Source organism: Escherichia sp. E4742 (genome assembly GCF_005843885.1).
GTDB lineage: Bacteria > Pseudomonadota > Gammaproteobacteria > Enterobacterales > Enterobacteriaceae > Escherichia.
Map to the genome: position 1 here is coordinate 2691309 of NZ_CP040443.1, position 16942 is coordinate 2708250.

Annotated in this window: 17 protein-coding genes; 16 read left to right on the plus strand and 1 reads right to left on the minus strand. The window is 49.9% G+C overall.

Annotated elements, in window-relative coordinates:
• Positions 1-2: 2 nt before the first annotated feature.
• Complete coding sequence (locus tag FEM44_RS13120; protein ID WP_138159249.1) at positions 3-1577, plus strand: conjugal transfer protein TraG N-terminal domain-containing protein; 1575 nt, start codon at positions 3-5, stop codon at positions 1575-1577.
• Positions 1578-1623: 46 nt separating this feature from the next.
• Here FEM44_RS13120 and FEM44_RS13125 read toward each other — a convergent pair whose 3' ends face one another.
• Positions 1624-2037, minus strand: coding sequence for a hypothetical protein (locus FEM44_RS13125; RefSeq protein ID WP_135524191.1), 414 nt, complete (start codon positions 2035-2037; stop codon positions 1624-1626).
• 126 nt (positions 2038-2163) lie between these two features.
• Here FEM44_RS13125 and FEM44_RS13130 point away from each other — a divergent pair, with 126 nt between their 5' ends.
• The 15 genes from FEM44_RS13130 to FEM44_RS13200 all read left to right on the plus strand — a co-directional run bounded on the left by FEM44_RS13130 (position 2164) and on the right by FEM44_RS13200 (position 16886).
• Positions 2164-2727, plus strand: a complete 564-nt coding sequence (locus tag FEM44_RS13130) for a hypothetical protein (RefSeq protein ID WP_000949412.1) — start codon at positions 2164-2166, stop codon at positions 2725-2727.
• A gap of 1629 nt (positions 2728-4356) precedes the next feature.
• Positions 4357-5277 carry an integrase domain-containing protein gene (locus FEM44_RS13135; RefSeq protein WP_135524121.1) on the plus strand — a complete coding sequence of 307 codons (921 nt, stop codon included), beginning with the start codon at positions 4357-4359 and terminating at the stop codon, positions 5275-5277.
• Between the two features lie 13 nt (positions 5278-5290).
• On the plus strand, positions 5291-5572 hold the full coding sequence (locus tag FEM44_RS13140; RefSeq protein ID WP_135524122.1) for a hypothetical protein: 282 nt from the start codon (positions 5291-5293) through the stop codon (positions 5570-5572).
• A gap of 608 nt (positions 5573-6180) precedes the next feature.
• Positions 6181-6612 carry a hypothetical protein gene (locus FEM44_RS13145; RefSeq protein ID WP_115439820.1) on the plus strand — a complete coding sequence of 144 codons (432 nt, stop codon included), beginning with the start codon at positions 6181-6183 and terminating at the stop codon, positions 6610-6612.
• A gap of 105 nt (positions 6613-6717) precedes the next feature.
• Positions 6718-7110, plus strand: a complete 393-nt coding sequence (locus tag FEM44_RS13150; protein ID WP_113379720.1) for a hypothetical protein — start codon at positions 6718-6720, stop codon at positions 7108-7110.
• Between the two features lie 82 nt (positions 7111-7192).
• Complete coding sequence (locus tag FEM44_RS13155; protein WP_135524123.1) at positions 7193-7651, plus strand: hypothetical protein; 459 nt, start codon at positions 7193-7195, stop codon at positions 7649-7651.
• Positions 7652-7756: 105 nt separating this feature from the next.
• Positions 7757-8134, plus strand: coding sequence for a hypothetical protein (locus FEM44_RS13160; RefSeq protein ID WP_135524110.1), 378 nt, complete (start codon positions 7757-7759; stop codon positions 8132-8134).
• Positions 8135-8221: 87 nt separating this feature from the next.
• On the plus strand, positions 8222-8851 hold the full coding sequence (locus FEM44_RS13165) for a hypothetical protein (RefSeq protein WP_135524109.1): 630 nt from the start codon (positions 8222-8224) through the stop codon (positions 8849-8851).
• Between the two features lie 122 nt (positions 8852-8973).
• Positions 8974-9357: a hypothetical protein gene (locus tag FEM44_RS13170; RefSeq protein ID WP_135524108.1), complete on the plus strand. Its 384-nt coding sequence runs from the start codon at positions 8974-8976 to the stop codon at positions 9355-9357.
• 92 nt (positions 9358-9449) lie between these two features.
• On the plus strand, positions 9450-10427 hold the full coding sequence (locus FEM44_RS13175) for an ArdC family protein (protein ID WP_135524107.1): 978 nt from the start codon (positions 9450-9452) through the stop codon (positions 10425-10427).
• Between the two features lie 114 nt (positions 10428-10541).
• Positions 10542-11489 (plus strand): DUF1281 domain-containing protein, encoded by a 948-nt coding sequence (locus tag FEM44_RS13180; RefSeq protein WP_135524106.1) that lies wholly within the window; start codon positions 10542-10544, stop codon positions 11487-11489.
• Between the two features lie 122 nt (positions 11490-11611).
• On the plus strand, positions 11612-12247 hold the full coding sequence (locus FEM44_RS13185; protein WP_135524105.1) for an N-6 DNA methylase: 636 nt from the start codon (positions 11612-11614) through the stop codon (positions 12245-12247).
• Between the two features lie 755 nt (positions 12248-13002).
• Positions 13003-13548: a fimbrial protein gene (locus FEM44_RS13190; RefSeq protein WP_135524119.1), complete on the plus strand. Its 546-nt coding sequence runs from the start codon at positions 13003-13005 to the stop codon at positions 13546-13548.
• A gap of 82 nt (positions 13549-13630) precedes the next feature.
• Positions 13631-14218: a fimbrial protein gene (locus FEM44_RS13195; RefSeq protein WP_135524104.1), complete on the plus strand. Its 588-nt coding sequence runs from the start codon at positions 13631-13633 to the stop codon at positions 14216-14218.
• A 160-nt stretch (positions 14219-14378) separates the two neighbouring features.
• Positions 14379-16886: a fimbria/pilus outer membrane usher protein gene (locus FEM44_RS13200; protein WP_138158882.1), complete on the plus strand. Its 2508-nt coding sequence runs from the start codon at positions 14379-14381 to the stop codon at positions 16884-16886.
• The last annotated feature ends 56 nt before the right edge of the window (positions 16887-16942 follow it).

A 16942-nucleotide genomic window follows, 5' to 3' on the forward strand; every position in this document is an offset into this window, starting at 1 on the left:
TGATGACAACAAACAGCTATCTTGAATATTTTCTGACCCTGCTGGGCTGGCTGATTAATAATGGCCTGTGGGATGTGCTGCTGGGAACCGGGCTGTTTGCACTGCCGCTGGTATTTAAGGTTATTGGGATCTGGCTGCGGGTCAGGGAAGAAGGGGAGGATGAGGGGAATAAGGGACTGCTCTCGCTGCCCCGTATTGAACATGCGCTGTACATGGGATTCTTTGTGATTATCAGTTGCTGTGTGCCGCTGGTCAATGTCAGTCTGGGGACTGTTGAGTATGACGGCAACCGGGCGAAGCAGTGTGGGACATGGACGCCGAAGGCGCCGGATAAGACCGGGTATGCAGGCGTGATTTCCAGCATGGACGGTAAAACGGCGCAGATCCCGCTGTGGTGGCTGATGGTGCACAAACTTTCAAAAGGGGTGACTCAGGCCGCCGTGGCATCCATTCCCTGTTCGCCTGATATGCGACAGATGCGTTTTGAGGTTCAGCATACCCGAATCAACAATAAGGCGCTGATTGAAGAACTGCAGGATTTCACCAATGACTGCTACTCACTGGCGCTGTACAGCTGGAAGCACCAGGATCAGGGAATGACAACGGATAAAAATACGCTGCGGGATATTGAGTGGATTGGCAGCAGGACATTCCAGTCGCGTTATTACAATGCGCTGCAGTCGAAGATGCCGAGAAGTGCATTCCCGTGGAATGAGGCCAGGGACAGCGGGCGACCAAACACAGGTCGTGGTGGTTACCCGACCTGTAATGAGTGGTGGAATGAGGCGGATGTCGGGCTGAAAAGTCGGGTGATGAAGCAGGCTGACCCCGGTATGTGGCTGCGTCTGTCAGCGACGATGAAAATGATCGGGAATACAGGCAAGGAGTATGAAGAAGCGGTGATACGCCGTCTGGTCAGTCCGGTGAATATGACAGTGTCACATGGTGGCAGAGCCTATGCTGGTTATGGCGGGAATGCGGATTTGTCGCTGGATAACGCGGTGACCCGCGTGTTCTCAACGGGGGGCATGGCGCTGGGGAGTCTGGCGGCGTTTCCGGCCCTGGATGCGATGCGACAGGCATTACCCATGGTACAGGGGATCCTGTTGATGGCTATTTACGTGATGTTACCGCTGATTCTGGCGTTTGCGGCGTACGAGATAAAGACGGTGATTACACTGACGTTTGTGATTTTTGCGACTAATTTCCTGACGTTCTGGTGGGAGCTGGCACGATGGCTGGATTCATGGATGTTTACAGCGCTGTACAGTTCGGGAACGCACAGTCGCTTCAATATGGCAGGGTTTCAGAATACCTCGGATGACCTGATTATGAATCTGGTGATGGGCAGTATGTTCCTGATTCTGCCAGCGGTCTGGATGGGGGCATTATCCTGGGCCGGGGTACAGATTGGGGGAGGGATAGCTCAAAGTATGGGAGATGGCACCAGACAAGCTCAAAATACCGGAGGCAGTGCAGTGGATATATTGCAAAAGGCTGGAATGCGAGGGATGTCGGGTGGAGGGGCATCAAACCAACAGGTAATGGAACGTCAACAGCCTAAAAGTAACAAATGAGCAACTAGGAAATCAGGGATTACATCCTGATTTCCTGTAATCTTGGTTAGTCTTTATCAATTCTAACGCCATTACCATCATAAACTCCCCACCCCATAGGGCCATGATCGAGATTAGGGCCCTTATATTTAAAATTAATATCGCATTTATTAAGGCTATATTCTTCGTCAAAGCAATCATGTGGCGTATTAACTCCACTACCTATGCATTGAAAAATGTATGCAACAGCCCATGTAAACGCCAGACACCCGAGAACTGCCGTGATACTGAAGAGTGCACAAACCACAATTCCGGTTAATCCAATAGCCAGCGGGAGCCGTCCAGTCCAGGTTGGCAGATGTCTTTTTCTGGCCGCATGAACCCAGAAGTTGTCCCACTGACGAAGCGTTCTTACGAGTCGTTTCCACTGAATGGCAAACCGTTGTCCTCTGAGATAAGCGGCTTTGTTAGTCGTTTTCATAAGAAAAACTCCTAATTTTCAGTCCTATGTGATGAATTTAATGTTCAAACTATAAGCCATTTTTGTATAAATATAGGTGAAAAACCATACAGAATCTACCGATAAATGTCTCAAAAGGAGGTGTAAATGTTGAGTAAAAAATTGTTATTGGTTTGTGTTTCATGCCTGGCGTTAACTGCCTGTTCTGTTGATGAAATTGCTTCGGTTAACAAGCAAATTAGTGATGGTGCTTTTGCTTTAACGGGGGCATTGCGTGGAAACTCATCGTCTACGGATTCAAATGGAATGCCATTTTTAGCTCAGGCGCAAAAACCAGCGACAAAATCCAGTACACAGGAATATTCTGTGCCCGTTGATATTGATACTGCAGCTGCGCGTCTGAAGCGATATTATCAGTTTGTATCAAATGATGAAGTTGATGCTATTCGTAAAAAAGACAGAAATGGTAGTTGGGTCGCTGGCGCAATTACAGATGCGAATCAGGAATGGGAGGCTATGCCGGGAAGTTATTATAAAATGGGGAATGACTGGAATGAATACGATCATCTGACTATTGAGTTGGAAAAAAATGGAGCAGGGAGTAAATTATACATTACATTTAAATCCCCATCGGACAAACGACTGAATAGTGAAGAGCTTAAGAAATTAATGTTAAATATTAAAGGTGTTGCTGAAGGTACAATCAGGTAATTATGGTGGGATTGTGTTGAGGAAAATTCTTTTCGCTTTATTAATTATAGTGGTGGCTGTTTTATCGTTCGATTTCGGCCGAAGCTGGGAATTGTCCAAAACAGCGGAGTATTGTTCTTCAATTGGCAAAAAATTATCTGATGCTGGTCCTGCATATTGTGTCAGTAGGTGAATTTTATGATGAGAATGGAGGTGGTCCTCCATTCTCTGATATATAGACTAAAAGTCTTTTATTCGATATAAATCCTGACGGCACTGAAAACAATAATGAACTCGTCTTCCTTGCTTATTGTTCCACAGATAACTTTTTATCTGGTTAGAGCCACAGTAATAACACTTTATTCCATTTTTTGTTTTCGTATCTGGGTGAATGCGCCAGTATTCCTCCAGTGTAGGATAATTTTCAATCCATGGCTTGTCATCAATTCGTATAAATACATACCACAAAAACCATAAGAAAGGCAGAGATAAAATATATGAATAATGTATATTGAATAGAATAATCATAGTAATGAGCGCTATTATTCCCCATCCCCATAGCGGAAGTTTTTTTAATGTTTTCCCAAAACGGTACGCCTTTTCTTCCATTAGATGTACTTTGTCATTCTTCTCCATGAGCAATGCCTTTTTAATTATAGAACATAATTCAAATTATAGAGTTTGTGTGTGTAATGGGAAGTCTTGACATATAAACCCCCGCCTTGCTAGTCTTTCCCCGCTGTAATTGTCGCTATGCGACCACCAATGTTCCGTATAGCCTGTGAGGAACGCCTTCGGGTGGCTAGTTAAACACCTCCTGAACCTGAAAGGACGGTGCATTCCACGTGAATGAGGTAAATCTGCGCGCTCTTGAGAGCAGAATGTCGTCACAAAAAGCGCATTATGACGCGACGATGAGGGCTTTTTTTACTTCCATCCAGTACCGCTACGATCGGTCTGTAGTCATCCGCAAAACTGCGGATTGGCGTCTTTAATCTGTTCGGGCATTCGCCCCGGGCTTCTTACGACTGTACGCACGACATAAGGCCATCTGAAATCTGGCCGCTTGCGTGCGTATGTGGAGTTTGAAGCTGCGCGGCGTCACTTGTGTGCGACCGAAGGGAACACCAAGTGACGCCGCGAAAAAACGTCCTGAAAGCCGCGTCATTTACGGCCTGACAGAAGATCGTCGCTCGTGATCAGCTTTTTGTTGAAAATTTCGGCGATTTTAGGTCCGTTTTCTGTGACGTATTCACGTCCTTTCCGGAGCGTCCGTTTTCACGGACGGCCGCCCCGGACGACTGTCTTAACTTCGTTAATACATAAAGATATGTATCAACCATCTGATATTAAGAGGAAAAATGTAAATTCGTTCTGATGTCTGGAGGCGTCAGCGCTGGCTGACGGGGAGTAAAACATCGCCCTGGTGCACAGGTAGCGAACTCCTGTAAAAACTCAACACGTGCACGCTCTGCTACATAGACATCATACGAGCCAGGAAGGCGAGCAACCGCGTTACAGAGCCGTCCGAAACGACGTAAAACTAACAATATCAATGTATTAGTCTGTTTATCCGGGAAGACTGTTTGTGCAGTTGTTCAGTATAAGCGGATGGATTTCTGTATCCGTATGTCACCAGGAGAAGCATGTATGAGCAGAAAATCGCAGCGTTCCAGAGTTGAGATGTTTCGCAAGGATTTCATTACTCTTGCCCGGGAGTGTGGCGGCAGTTATGCGACAAAAGCCGACAGGGTTCGTATTGCAAAATATTTTCTGAATTATTTACGGGAAAACGGAATAAAGCTGCGGGACACCCACAGTATCAATACGAGGCATTTTCAGGGGTATCTTCTGAGCAGAAAAGCGCAGGGGATTTCTCACCGGACTATTCAGAATGAAAGGGCGGTGATGAGAGCTATTTTACAGAAGGACGGTCGTTATAAATTAGCCGCTCCTGATAACCCTTTACTGAGTAATGAGACGCTTGGTCTGACAAATACATGCCGGGATGGAAAAAAAATACCGTTGCCACCGGAGGAATTCCGGAAGGCATTTACAGAGGTGGAAAAAAAGAATCCCGGTGTTGCAGCGGCAATGCAACTTTCTTATGTACTGGGTTTGCGAACGAAGGAAGCAGTCCAGTCATGTAAATCAGTTAAGTCGTGGATGCGGGCTCTGGAATCGGGGCACAATTCTCTGTTGATTGTATTTGGCACAAAAGGTGGGCGCCCCCGGGATACTATTATTACCGATCGTGATGTTGTCAGACAGGCTCTGAGTTATGCTGAGAAAATAATGAATGAACAGAGTGGAAAGCTTATCGATCGCCCGAATATAAAACAAGCAATAGATGTTTATCGCTATCATGTTCGTAAGGCTGGATTAACCGGAGAAAAATCACCTCACAGTATGCGTTACCATTTTTCTCAGGAGGCCAGACGTTTTTATCGAAAAGATGGGGTGAGTGATAAAGAGATATATGCACGGGTTTCTATGGATTTAGGCCATGGGGACGGTCGGGGGCGTTATGTGAAACAGGTTTACTTTAAAAACGGTGATATTCAGGAATAATACAGGAGGATGTGTGATGTATCATATATTGATGGAAATAAAAGCGGTTCGTTATATCAGGGATATTGTACTGGATAGTGAGGATGATTATGTGGATATTATGGTGCATTACCGCTGTAAAACGCCACTGAATGAATCTGATACATGTGCCATGATTTGCCGCTATTTTGAGTCAGTATATTTTGATGATAAAGCTGGCGGTGATTATTTTATTCCAAAAAAACGGTGGTTGAATTGTGGTCGGAAATGGGTGGTGTTCTCAGATGTAAACCGGATCACCGGAGCCTTTCGCTGAAAGTGGATAATACGGTTATTATTCCGGTGATTCCGGAAATTGTTTATGCCCTGAAAAATGGGACATATGATCCAATCTCATCTGATATTACATCATCTGTAAATACATGGTTTGGTGATCTGTTTGATGATAATGGAGATCTGATCATACATAAACAGAATTGCTGATAACGTAATCTTGACAGGATAAACAGAGCAACAGAAAATAAGCATGTTAATTCTGTCACCTTTGGGTGACCACCAATGTTCCGGCAGTCTGTGAGGAACGCCTTCGGGTGGCTGCATTCAACACCTCCTGAGCCTGAAAGGACGGTGCATTCCACGTGAATGGGGCAAATCTGCGCGCTCTTGAGAGCAGAATGTCGTCACAAAAAGCGCATTATGACGCGACGATGAGGGCTTTTTATACTTAATCTGTGCGGGGGGGGGGTCCGCATGGCAGTTATGCACCCTGTCTGATGGCAGTGGCGCATGGCATTTTATCTTCGACTGTGCTGGCGATAAAAGCATCGTGCAGCCCTGCTGTTTTGTCGTTTATTACCCTGTCGGGAACATGCTTCCCGCAGGGCAGATGTGTTCCCGTGATTTTTCTGTATCTGAGGTGAACACATGAATAGTCTGTTAATACTCCTTTACGTTGTTGTATGGCGTGTCTACACCATTCTTCGGGTAATCGCACCAGAGTCAGCGGCCCGTGCGTGGTGTGAGTATCACCTGGAGGGCATGTCGATCCTTCGTTATACGTACCGCACACTGGCAAAGGCGGCAGAAATGCGTGAAGGAGAAGCACCTCTTCCTCCGGAGGGGGTGTCCGGTTATCTTGAAGGCCTCGCACATTATTTGGGTTACAAAAGCGGCGATGAAAAGCTGGAATCAGGATTTCTCCGGCTGTTTCTGTGGCATATATGTGCGAAAGGCCATGCGCTGGGTGCTCTTATAGAAATGGAGGCACGTGTGTGCAGGTACAATCCATGGGAGTACGGCTGGCGCGATGGCTGGACTCAGTGTGTCTATATTGACAGAAATGAATATTTCGAATGAGTTCTACTGAGCTGAAGCGTTAATCCCGTATTGATGTTTCTGTCCCCTGACGGGTATTTTTGTCCGTCGGGGCGAAGACTCCCGTTTCTTTTTACAGGAGTCTTTATGTCAACGTTTATTTTGTGCCCTGAACCGGGCATCTCTTCTTTTTTCCGGCGAATGACGGCTCAGTTGCGGGTATTTTTTTCTCGCAATAACCTGTCATATTACAGTCGCTGGTACACCAATCCGGCCGGCAATCTGAGCGTCCGGGTCTGTATGTTCCGTCGGGGCGGTGTCTGGACACCCTGCCTGTACTACCGGCAGGGAATGCACCGCAACGAGTACACCGGCTGGTATCAGCCGTTGCCGCGTGAGGTCATTTGTCTGAACCGGTTTACCGGGCGGATATCCCGTCGCAGGACCTGGCATGCTGCCTGCCGTATGGCGGAACAACTGACCACCCTGCGTTACCGGTTTGGTCTGCAGGCTGATGAAAGCGTCGTACAGCCCTGCTGATTTATCATTTATTACCCTGTCGGGAACACGCTTCCCACAGGGGTGATGTGTTCCCGTGATTTTTTGTCTCTGAGGTGAACACATGAATAGTCTGTTAATACTCCTTTACGTTGTTGTATGGCGTGTCTGCACCATTCTTCGGGTAATCGTACCCGTGTCGGCTGTCCGTGCGTGGTGTGAGTATCAACTGGAAGGTATGACGATACTTCGTGATGCGTACAGCTCGCTGGCAAAGGCGGCTGGAATGCAGAATGAAGCATTTGAATATCTTAAAGGTATTGCACGTCATCTGGGCTACGAAAGCGGTGGTGACCAACTGAAATCAGGACTTTTCCGGCCGTTTCTGTGGCATATACGTGCGAAAGGCTACAGGCTGGGGGCTGTCATGGAGATGGAGGTATGGAAGACATGGAAGAACGGCTGTAACGATGTCTGTAATCCATGGGAGCGTGGATGGAACGATGGCTGGACTGAATGTCTGAATCAACGTGTAGCCGGCATCCTGAAGCAGGCCTGTGTCGACTTTTCCGGTGCAGACTGAACGGTCTTTCTTTTACTTACTGCACCGTGTGTCTGCGCCGGTGTTTTCCCTGACGGGAGTTTTGTTCCGTCAGGGACAGGACTTCCTGAACAGACGGAGGTCATTATGTATTCACCCTTACTTGTTCATTATTCAGCGTTGCAGACGCAGTCTGCTCTGCTGGCGCATATCAGCCAACTGGAAGGTGAGCTGATGCGGTTACGTGCCTGGCAACGGCTGGGTATTACCCCGGAGCCGGATGATGAGACGGAGCCTTCACTGGTATACGTGCAACTGTGGGATACCGGTGAGGCGCCGGGCTGGCTGCTGTATGACCTGGAGCAGGAGAACATTCCTGCTCCGGGAGTTCAGGCCCGTCAGGCGCTTGACAGTCTGATGGCGCTGGGGCGTGAAATTAATCATGAAATCTGGACTGACAGTATCAGTACCGGAAAGCTGACGGCCGGGGCGGATGCCTGTTTTGCCCGGCACGACATGATGTAGTTCATAACCTGACCCTGACGGGGTGTGCTCTCCGTCAGGAAAGCATTCCCCGTTGTTTATTTTTAATCTGACCATGAGGAATGTTCCATGTCTGAATTATCTTCACGTCCGACCCGTGAGCCGGCGGTATATACCCTTGAGCAGGTTGCCACAATACCGGAAAAGCAGTGGCATGCTTTTGTTCTGGCCGTAACAGAAACCTTCTGGCAGTTGCCGGAGGCGTTACGGCCGCAGAATGCGTATTTCGGCTCCCTGACCCGGGCATCTGAGTTGTTTCCGGTAACGGATACACTGGCGTTTTACAGCCGGTCTGCAGACGGGCTGTGGTCGGTGAATGTCACCATTGAACGGGAGCATCGACAGAACATTCTGGTGCTTAAGGAGCTGAATTTCGGACGCCAGCCGGGGGATTTCTTTGCCCGTACGGTGTTTGTGCTGCTGCACAATCTGTGTCCGGATTGTTTCCGCATTCATTCCACTGCCGGTGGTGCCAGCTGGTCACTGCCGCTGAAATGGATAAAACGATTCCTGGGACATGAGAATTTTTCTGCTCCGGAGTCTGTATTAACCACCCCGGTAAGGGGAGATGCATTTGACCGTTTGCTGCTGCAGTTTTTGTCCGGTCAGGGGCGACAGTTATCCCCGGATGACTGGTCAGCACTGGAAGAGGCTGAATATCAGCTTTACTGGCTGCGTGCACTTACCGGTGGGCACTGACAGAACGCCGTTGTTTCTTTTCATTTACCCGGAATAACGTCATCACGTATTCCGTCATTCATATAACCCGGCAGGGACATATCCCTGTGGGGAGAGTTCCTGCGTTATTCAGGAGAATTGTTATGGGACTCGATATTTACTTTATGGCTCGTGATAACCATCAGAATGGTGCCGTTGTGGAAACACAGGAGCATCAGGAAGTGGGGGCTTTCCGTAAGGTGATGCCGCTTCTGACATGGTTCCTTAATCATACTGATGCTTCAGATGAGCAGCATACTTTCCCGGTAACACGCCGGTCACTGGCTGCATTATTGCGTGACCTCAGTATGCTGACGCCGGGGAACTGCCACAGGCTGTTTCCTTATGTCAGAAACTCGCGTTTACGGGGTGAAGACTATGCTGATGACTACTGGTATGACGTGAATGACGTAAAAGCGTGGGTCAGCGATACGCTGAAGACGTTTGATTTTGAGCGTCGTTCACTGGTGATGCTGGCGTTGTGGTAAGTCCGGCCAGTCTGATTTTCGTTATTAATTTAACCGTACGGTGCATGCTCACCGTACGGGGAGCGTGCATCTTTTTTATGGAGCGTGCTCTTATGAAAACGAAAAAACATACTTCACGTGCCGCGAACAAAGCGCCGGAACGTGACCTGTATCAACTGGTGACCGACAGGATTGTGACGGCCATTGAAAATGGAGTTCCACCCTGGAAACGCCCCTGGCATTCTGCGCGTAACGGCGCGGGAGTGCTGGAGATGATGCCGGTAAACGCCCTGACCAGGAAGCCTTATACGGGAGTGAATGTCCTGCTGTTGTGGCTGACTGCGGATGAAGCCGGATACGCCAGCAATCACTGGCTGACGTACCGTCAGGCGCAACAACTGGGTGGTCATGTCCGTAAGGGGGAAGTGGCCACGCTGGCGGTGATTTACAAAGACTGGAAAAGACAGGCTGTGGATGAGCACGGTAACCGGCTGACGGACCGTAAGGGGGAACCGCTCATGGAAACGGTACCGGTACTGAAAGCGAATCCTCTGTTTAATGTGGGACAGTGCGACGGTTTACCTGAGCATCTGATGGTGAAGGCGGAAGGCAGAGCAGATGTACTGCTGGCTGATACCATCAGTGAGCGGGTGCTGCCGGTACTGAATGGCAGTGGCGTCAGTGTTTCGTCGCTTCCACAGGACAGGGCATTCTACCGGCCTGACACTGACCGTATCGTGATGCCTCTGTCGTCACAGTTTGATTCAGTGGCCGATTACTGGGCCACGCTGCTGCATGAAATGGTACACAGTACTGGTCATGAAAAGCGTCTGCGGCGAACCGGGATAAGCTCTTTTGTCGGTCGTAAGAGCCCAGAATATGCGTTCGAGGAGCTGATTGCCGAGATGGGCTGTGCTTTTCTGTGCGCACATCTGGGAATTGCCGGTGACGTACAGCATGAAAGTTATATTGACGGATGGCTTAAGGTCCTGAAGTCTGACAAAAAAGCGCTGTTTCGCGCCTGTCGGCAGGCACGCGAAGCATCAGAGTATTTACTGATGCAGCGGGCTTCGCAGGCGCGGGTCGCATAATCTGAACTGCTGGCGGAGGGGGTAACCCGACCGCCATTCATCCCGTGAGGGCATTGTTCCTCACGGGACAGTGCCCTCTTTTTACATCTGACAGATAAAAGAGGAGCGTAAACCATGTCTGAATGGTGCCAGAATCGTTTTGAAATTACCGGTAAGTCAGTCTGCCTGGATGTGCTGACGCAGTGGATTGAAGGATGTGAGACACCGCGTTACCGCCATGCCATACAGCAGAGTATACAGCTGTTTCTGGCCGGTTGTGCAGGACTGGTGAAACCCACCCGGACGACGCAGTATCCGCCATATCCGGCGCTGGTTCGTCACGGTACGGGGTTGTCATCTCCTGCTAACCAGGCATTTGAACAGTGGCTGGGGCTGCTGGTAAAAGATGCCGTACTGGATGAAGAGACGATAAAGAGCATTGACCGCCTTTATCACCAGTCATGTATTGGCGCTGTCCGCTGGGGGAATCTGCCGGATAATGCCCGGGAGATAATCACCGCGTTAATGCACTGCCAGTATTCTGACTGGTTTGGCCTGGTCGGACTGAGTGAACACATTGATGCCGAGGCCTGCTGGAGCCGGCTGTCGGATTACCCGGAGCAGGCGCAGCCCTGTGACATGCTGATGGTCATACCCTCCCGTCTGGCCACAGAGCTGAACGGTTCCGGTGGACTGCTGCAGGGCATTTCCACCACGACCAGCCTTTACAGTCGGATATACGGTGTGGAGTGGCCATCAGGTCACAATGTCCGCTGGGTGCGTGATGAGATGAGCAGTCTGGTGCTGCTGACTGACACGCCCTGGTATCCGCCTTCAGGTGAGCTGGTTGGTGAAATCTCGAAGGTGTTCGACTGTGAGATACGGCACTGGTACAGCGAGCCTGTCAGGGGCATACAGGGTTACAACTGTTATGACGGTGGTGAACATACGGACAGTGACCCGCAGGCCGAATGGCCGGGCAGGGAAACACTTCCTCAGCCCCGGCTGTATCTGGTGGAGGAGCGCACTGAAGAACAGACAGAAGCCGCGCCTTTACCGGTTCCGCTGGCTTCAGGCCAGTAATTAACCTCAGGGTGTTACATTCGTGGCACCCGCTTTTTCCTGTCATCTTTCATTTCAGCACGAAGGGGAACACCTGTTCCTCCCCGGGGCCATGTGTTCCCTGTTTTTTTACGGAGAAACACATGGCCACCTTTATCGACCATCAGAAAGCATTTATTTCGCTGTTTAATCAGACCGCCCGTTATCACAGACGCCATAAGCTGTTTGAGGACTTTGCCAGCTGCAGTGTGATTGCCCTGGAGAACCGTCTTCAGTTCAGTGAGGCACGGGAGCAGAAGTACCTGCGAATCGTCAGTGGTTATGAAAAGCAGGATGTTATCAATATTGCGCATTTGCTTGCTCATGTCATTGAGGGGCTGGAGCAGGGATTCTGTGACTTTCTGGGCAGCGTGTTCATGCAGCTGGAACTGGGGGATAAATACCGGGGCCAGTTTTTCACGCCCTGGAGCGTGGCCAGCATGATGGCACAGATGCAACTGGGGAATGTGAAAGCGTTGTTTGATAACAAACCCTTTATCACGCTTCGTGAACCTGCCTGTGGTGCCGGCAGTATGGTTCTGGCTGTGGCTGACACCCTGAACCGTTCGGGATATCCGGCATGCCGCAGGATGTGGGTGTCGTCAACGGATATTGACCCGCTGGCAGCCGGCATGGCGTATATACAACTGTCGCTGTGTGGTGTGGCCGGAGAAGTGGTGATTGGCAACTCACTGTGTAATGAGCGACGTCGGGTGTTGCTGACGCCCGGGCATTACTAGGGAAACTGGTCATATCGTCTGCGCCAATCTCAGGAACAGATTGTCGTCTGATACTGAATATTTTTCTGTCTGTGCCGGCCTTCTGGCTGGCATTTTTCGACATACGTATGGCTACAGGAGAAATGTTGTTTCGGATAATTATAGAAGAGTATTAATTGCGCGCAGACGAAAGTAAAACTAAAGCGAGTTGTATTTTTATGCTTTTGTTAATTTTTTGTTTCTTTTGTTTTGTTTCTTTATTTCGATATTTATTTCATTTTGCTCTGTTTCTGTGAACGGTTTTCGTGGTTACTATATTTTGCGCTGTATTTATTTTTTGTTTTAGAGTAATTTGATTTTATATTATTTCTATTCCTGTCACAAAAATAAAAAAAGATATCTTCCTGTGAATTGTTTATAATTCGATCTTTTTTGCTGTTTATGTTATGTTTTTTGGTGTGTTTACCTAATTTTTTCGTTTTTAATGGTTTATTGTGTTGGTGTTTCTGTGTGTTGCAGCATAAAAGATCGAGTTTTTGTCTTTTTGTGGTTTTAAATCTCGGTTAGTATTGTTTAGAGGATTTCTTTTAGGGGGCTTTAATGTTGATTTAATGCGTTCCTTTGTTAAAGGAAAGAAATAAAATCTTCGTGTATTATATTCATTTCCAATAATGGCGATTGCTATGGTCATACTTTATTTTCTTAGTGTGACTGTACCAGTCGCTATGTACTGGATAATTTTTTTATCGTCTTTTATAAAACAAAGGAATTTTTTAATGAAAATGATTAAAACTGTTATGGCTGCTGCAGTCGCGGCGACTCTGGTTTCTTTTGGTGCTCATGCTGCAGCTCCGGCACAGGGCGCTGCAAATACTGCAAATCAGGGACATGGTGTTGTTAACTTCAAAGGTACTGTAATTGATGCACCGTGTGGCATTGCTCCGGAATCTGCTGATCAGTCCATTGATTTTGGCCAGATTTCTAAATCTCAACTGAATGCCGATGGTATTTCTGTGAAGAAAGATCTGAACATCAAACTGGTTAACTGCGAACCAAATAAATCAGTTGCAGTAACCTTTACTGGCGCGACTGTTGCTGGTGCTCAAACGGAACTTGGCACTGCCGGTGATACCGGTACTGCTGTCGTGATTTCTGGTCAGGATGGCAAGCTGGTGTCTTTTGGTACGGCAGGTGCAGCCCAGAGTCTGAAAGCAAACGATAATACTCTGCATTATTCTTCCTGGGTTAAAAAAGCTACCGGCGGCACTGTGAAAGAAGGTGACTTCACCGCTGTAGCTAACTTCAATCTGACTTATCAGTAATTCATCCTCTCCGGTTTTTAACCGTCAGATAAGCAGGGGGCGTCAGCCCCTGCGATTACCGGTAAAGAATAAGGAATACTGCATGTTCTGGCGCATGATCCTTTCGGTAACATTTTTCTTGTGTGCAGCGGCTCAGGCTGCGCCATCGCCCTCCTTTCCGCCGCCGGGGATGACTCTGCCAGAGTACTGGGGAGAGGAGCATGTCTGGTGGCATGGCCGGGCAAGTTTTAAGGGGCAGGTGATTGCTCCGGCCTGCACGCTGGCCATGGAAGACACCTGGCAGGCGATTGACATGGGGGAGACCCCGGTTCGTGATTTACAGGACAGTTTCGCTGGTCCTGAAAAGAAATTCCGTCTGCGGTTGCGTAACTGTGAGCTGGCGGGAACAGGCAAACGGGTTTATACGGCGAGCCGTGTCCGGGTGACCTTTGATGGTCTGCAGGGCGAAACCCCGGATAAATTCTCGGTTGTCGGTCAGGCGGAAGGTATCAATCTGCAGATACTGGATAACCAGGGTTATCCGGCCCGTGTCGGTAAAGTGATGCCGCCGTTATTACTGAACGGAAATGAAGAGGGTCTGGATTATACCCTGCGGGTTGTCCGTAATGGTCAGCCGTTAAAGGCGGGAGATTATTATGCCGCATTACGATTTAAAGTGGATTACGAATAAATAACAGAGTGAACAGAGATAACAACCGGTAACAGACGGCAGCTTCCCGGTATTTAATTAACTATTCCGGCAGAGGAACTGAAATTAAATCCTGTATGCAGGAGGGGGATGCTTTGTCTTTATTTCCGGGAGCAGTCTGTATTAAAGGTGGTGGCTGATAATGAAAAATAATACCTCTTTTGCTGTTAACGGCATTACATATGCGCTGTTGCTTTCTCTGGCCGGCGTACCGGCTTATGCCGTCGACTTTAATACAGATGTTCTGGATGCAGCAGACAGACAGAATATTGATTTGTCCCGGTTCTCCCAGGCGGGTTATATCATGCCCGGGCAGTACCAGATGGAAATTATGGTGAATGACCAGGGGATTTCACCGTCGGCGTTTCCGGTGACATTTCTGGAGCCGCCGGCTTCCGGCGCAGACGGAAAGAAGCCGTTACCGCAGGCCTGCCTGACGCCGGAGGTGGTCAGGCTGATGGGGCTGACGCCTGCATCACAGGAAAAAGTGACGTACTGGAATAACGGGCAGTGTGCAGACTTCAGCCAGTTACCGGGGGTGGAGATACGCCCGAATCCGGCAGAAGGGATGCTGTACATTAATATGCCGCAGGCCTGGCTGGAATATTCCGATGCCTCCTGGCTGCCGCCGTCCCGCTGGGATAACGGTATTCCGGGGCTGTTGTTTGACTACAACATCAACGGGACGGTGAACAAGCCGCACAAGGGAAAGCAGTCACAGTCACTGAGCTATAACGGGACTGCGGGTGCCAACTTCGGTGCCTGGCGTCTGCGTGCGGACTATCAGGGCAACCTGAATCACACCACCGGCAGTGCGCAGGGGACGGACAGTCAGTTCACCTGGAGCCGTTTCTACATGTACCGCGCCATCCCGCGCTGGCGCGCCAACCTCACTCTGGGTGAGAACTACATCAATTCTGAGATTTTCAGCTCCTGGCGCTATACCGGTGCCAGCCTGGAAAGTGATGACCGCATGCTGCCGCCAAAACTGCGCGGTTATGCACCGCAGGTCTCAGGGATTGCGGACACGAATGCGCGCGTCGTGATTTCGCAGCAGGGACGCATCCTCTATGACTCCACCGTGCCGGCAGGTCCGTTCACCATTCAGGACCTGGACAGCTCCGTGCGTGGTCGACTGGATGTTGAGGTTATCGAGCAGGACGGGCGGAAAAAAACGTTCCAGGTGGACACGGCATATGTGCCGTATCTGACCCGTCCGGGCCAGATACGTTACAAGCTGGTTTCCGGTCGTTCGCGTAACTACGAGCACACCACGGAAGGCCCGGTCTTTGCTGCCGGTGAGGCATCCTGGGGTATCAGTAACAAGTGGTCACTTTACGGTGGCGGTATCGTTGCCGGGGATTACAACGCCCTGGCAGTGGGTCTGGGCCGTGACCTGAATGAGTTCGGTACGGTATCTGCTGACGTGACCCAGTCCGTGGCCCGCATTCCGGGAGAAGAGACGAAACAGGGGAAATCCTGGCGTCTGAGCTACTCCAAACGTTTTGATGACGTGAATGCGGATATCACCTTTGCGGGTTACCGCTTCTCTGAACGCAATTACATGACGATGGACCAGTACCTCAATGCCCGTTACCGGAATGACTTCACGGGACGTGAGAAGGAGCTGTACACCGTCACGCTCAACAAGAACTTCGAGGACTGGAAGACCTCGGTCAACCTGCAGTACAGCCATCAGACCTACTGGGACCGCCGGACATCTGACTATTACACGCTGTCGGTGAACCGTTACTTCGATGCCTTCGGGTTTAAAAACATTTCCCTGGGGCTGTCCGCATCCCGTTCGAAATACCAGAACCGGGATAACGATTCGGCATTTGTGCGTCTGTCCGTGCCGTGGGGAACCGGTACGGCCAGCTACAGCGGCAGCATGAGCAATGACCGTTACACCAACACCGTGGGGTACAGCGACACGCTGAACAAAGGGCTGAGCAGTTACAGCCTGAACGCCGGGGTGAGCAGTGGCGGTGGTCAGCCATCGCAGAGTCAGATGAGCGCGTACTACAACCACAGCAGTCCGCTGGCCAACCTGTCAGCGAACTTCTCTGCCGTGGAGAACGGTTACACGTCATTCGGTATGAGCGCATCCGGTGGTGCAACGATAACCGCGAAAGGCGCGGCCCTGCATGCAGGGGGCATGAACGGAGGAACCCGGCTGTTGGTGGACACCGATGGTGTCGGAGGCGTGCCTGTCGACGGCGGCCGGGTCTCCACCAACCGGTGGGGAATTGGTGTGGTGACGGATGTGAGCAGCTATTACCGCAACACCACGTCAGTGGACCTGAACAAACTGCCGGATGATATGGAAGCCACCCGCTCGGTAGTGGAATCGGTCCTGACGGAAGGGGCCATTGGTTACAGGGCGTTTGAGGTCCTGAAAGGAAGTCGTCTGTTTGCCGTACTGCGTCTGGCAGATAACAGTCATCCACCGTTTGGTGCCAGTGTGACAAACGCAAAAGGCCGTGAACTGGGGATGGTGGCAGACAGCGGTCTGGCCTGGCTGAGCGGGGTGAATCCGGGTGAAACCCTGAATGTCGGCTGGGACGGCCGGACACAGTGTGTGGTGGATATCCCGAAAAATCTGGACCCGGCACAGCAACTGCTGCTGCCCTGCCGTAAGGCGAACTGACGAAACGAGGGGCTGGACTGCCGGTCATCTTCACCGGCCGGCAGTCAGTAACCCCG

Bases quoted from the DNA above. Each gene is read 5' to 3' on its own strand.
- FEM44_RS13120 (WP_138159249.1), top strand. From the start codon at position 3: ATGACAACAAACAGCTATCTTGAATATTTTCTGACCCTGCTGGGCTGG.
- FEM44_RS13125 (WP_135524191.1), bottom strand. From the start codon at position 2,037: ATGAAAACGACTAACAAAGCCGCTTATCTCAGAGGACAACGGTTTGCC.
- FEM44_RS13130 (WP_000949412.1), top strand. From the start codon at position 2,164: ATGTTGAGTAAAAAATTGTTATTGGTTTGTGTTTCATGCCTGGCGTTA.
- FEM44_RS13135 (WP_135524121.1), top strand. From the start codon at position 4,357: ATGAGCAGAAAATCGCAGCGTTCCAGAGTTGAGATGTTTCGCAAGGAT.
- FEM44_RS13145 (WP_115439820.1), top strand. From the start codon at position 6,181: ATGAATAGTCTGTTAATACTCCTTTACGTTGTTGTATGGCGTGTCTAC.
- FEM44_RS13150 (WP_113379720.1), top strand. From the start codon at position 6,718: ATGTCAACGTTTATTTTGTGCCCTGAACCGGGCATCTCTTCTTTTTTC.
- FEM44_RS13155 (WP_135524123.1), top strand. From the start codon at position 7,193: ATGAATAGTCTGTTAATACTCCTTTACGTTGTTGTATGGCGTGTCTGC.
- FEM44_RS13160 (WP_135524110.1), top strand. From the start codon at position 7,757: ATGTATTCACCCTTACTTGTTCATTATTCAGCGTTGCAGACGCAGTCT.
- FEM44_RS13165 (WP_135524109.1), top strand. From the start codon at position 8,222: ATGTCTGAATTATCTTCACGTCCGACCCGTGAGCCGGCGGTATATACC.
- FEM44_RS13170 (WP_135524108.1), top strand. From the start codon at position 8,974: ATGGGACTCGATATTTACTTTATGGCTCGTGATAACCATCAGAATGGT.
- FEM44_RS13175 (WP_135524107.1), top strand. From the start codon at position 9,450: ATGAAAACGAAAAAACATACTTCACGTGCCGCGAACAAAGCGCCGGAA.
- FEM44_RS13180 (WP_135524106.1), top strand. From the start codon at position 10,542: ATGTCTGAATGGTGCCAGAATCGTTTTGAAATTACCGGTAAGTCAGTC.
- FEM44_RS13185 (WP_135524105.1), top strand. From the start codon at position 11,612: ATGGCCACCTTTATCGACCATCAGAAAGCATTTATTTCGCTGTTTAAT.
- FEM44_RS13190 (WP_135524119.1), top strand. From the start codon at position 13,003: ATGAAAATGATTAAAACTGTTATGGCTGCTGCAGTCGCGGCGACTCTG.
- FEM44_RS13195 (WP_135524104.1), top strand. From the start codon at position 13,631: ATGTTCTGGCGCATGATCCTTTCGGTAACATTTTTCTTGTGTGCAGCG.
- FEM44_RS13200 (WP_138158882.1), top strand. From the start codon at position 14,379: ATGAAAAATAATACCTCTTTTGCTGTTAACGGCATTACATATGCGCTG.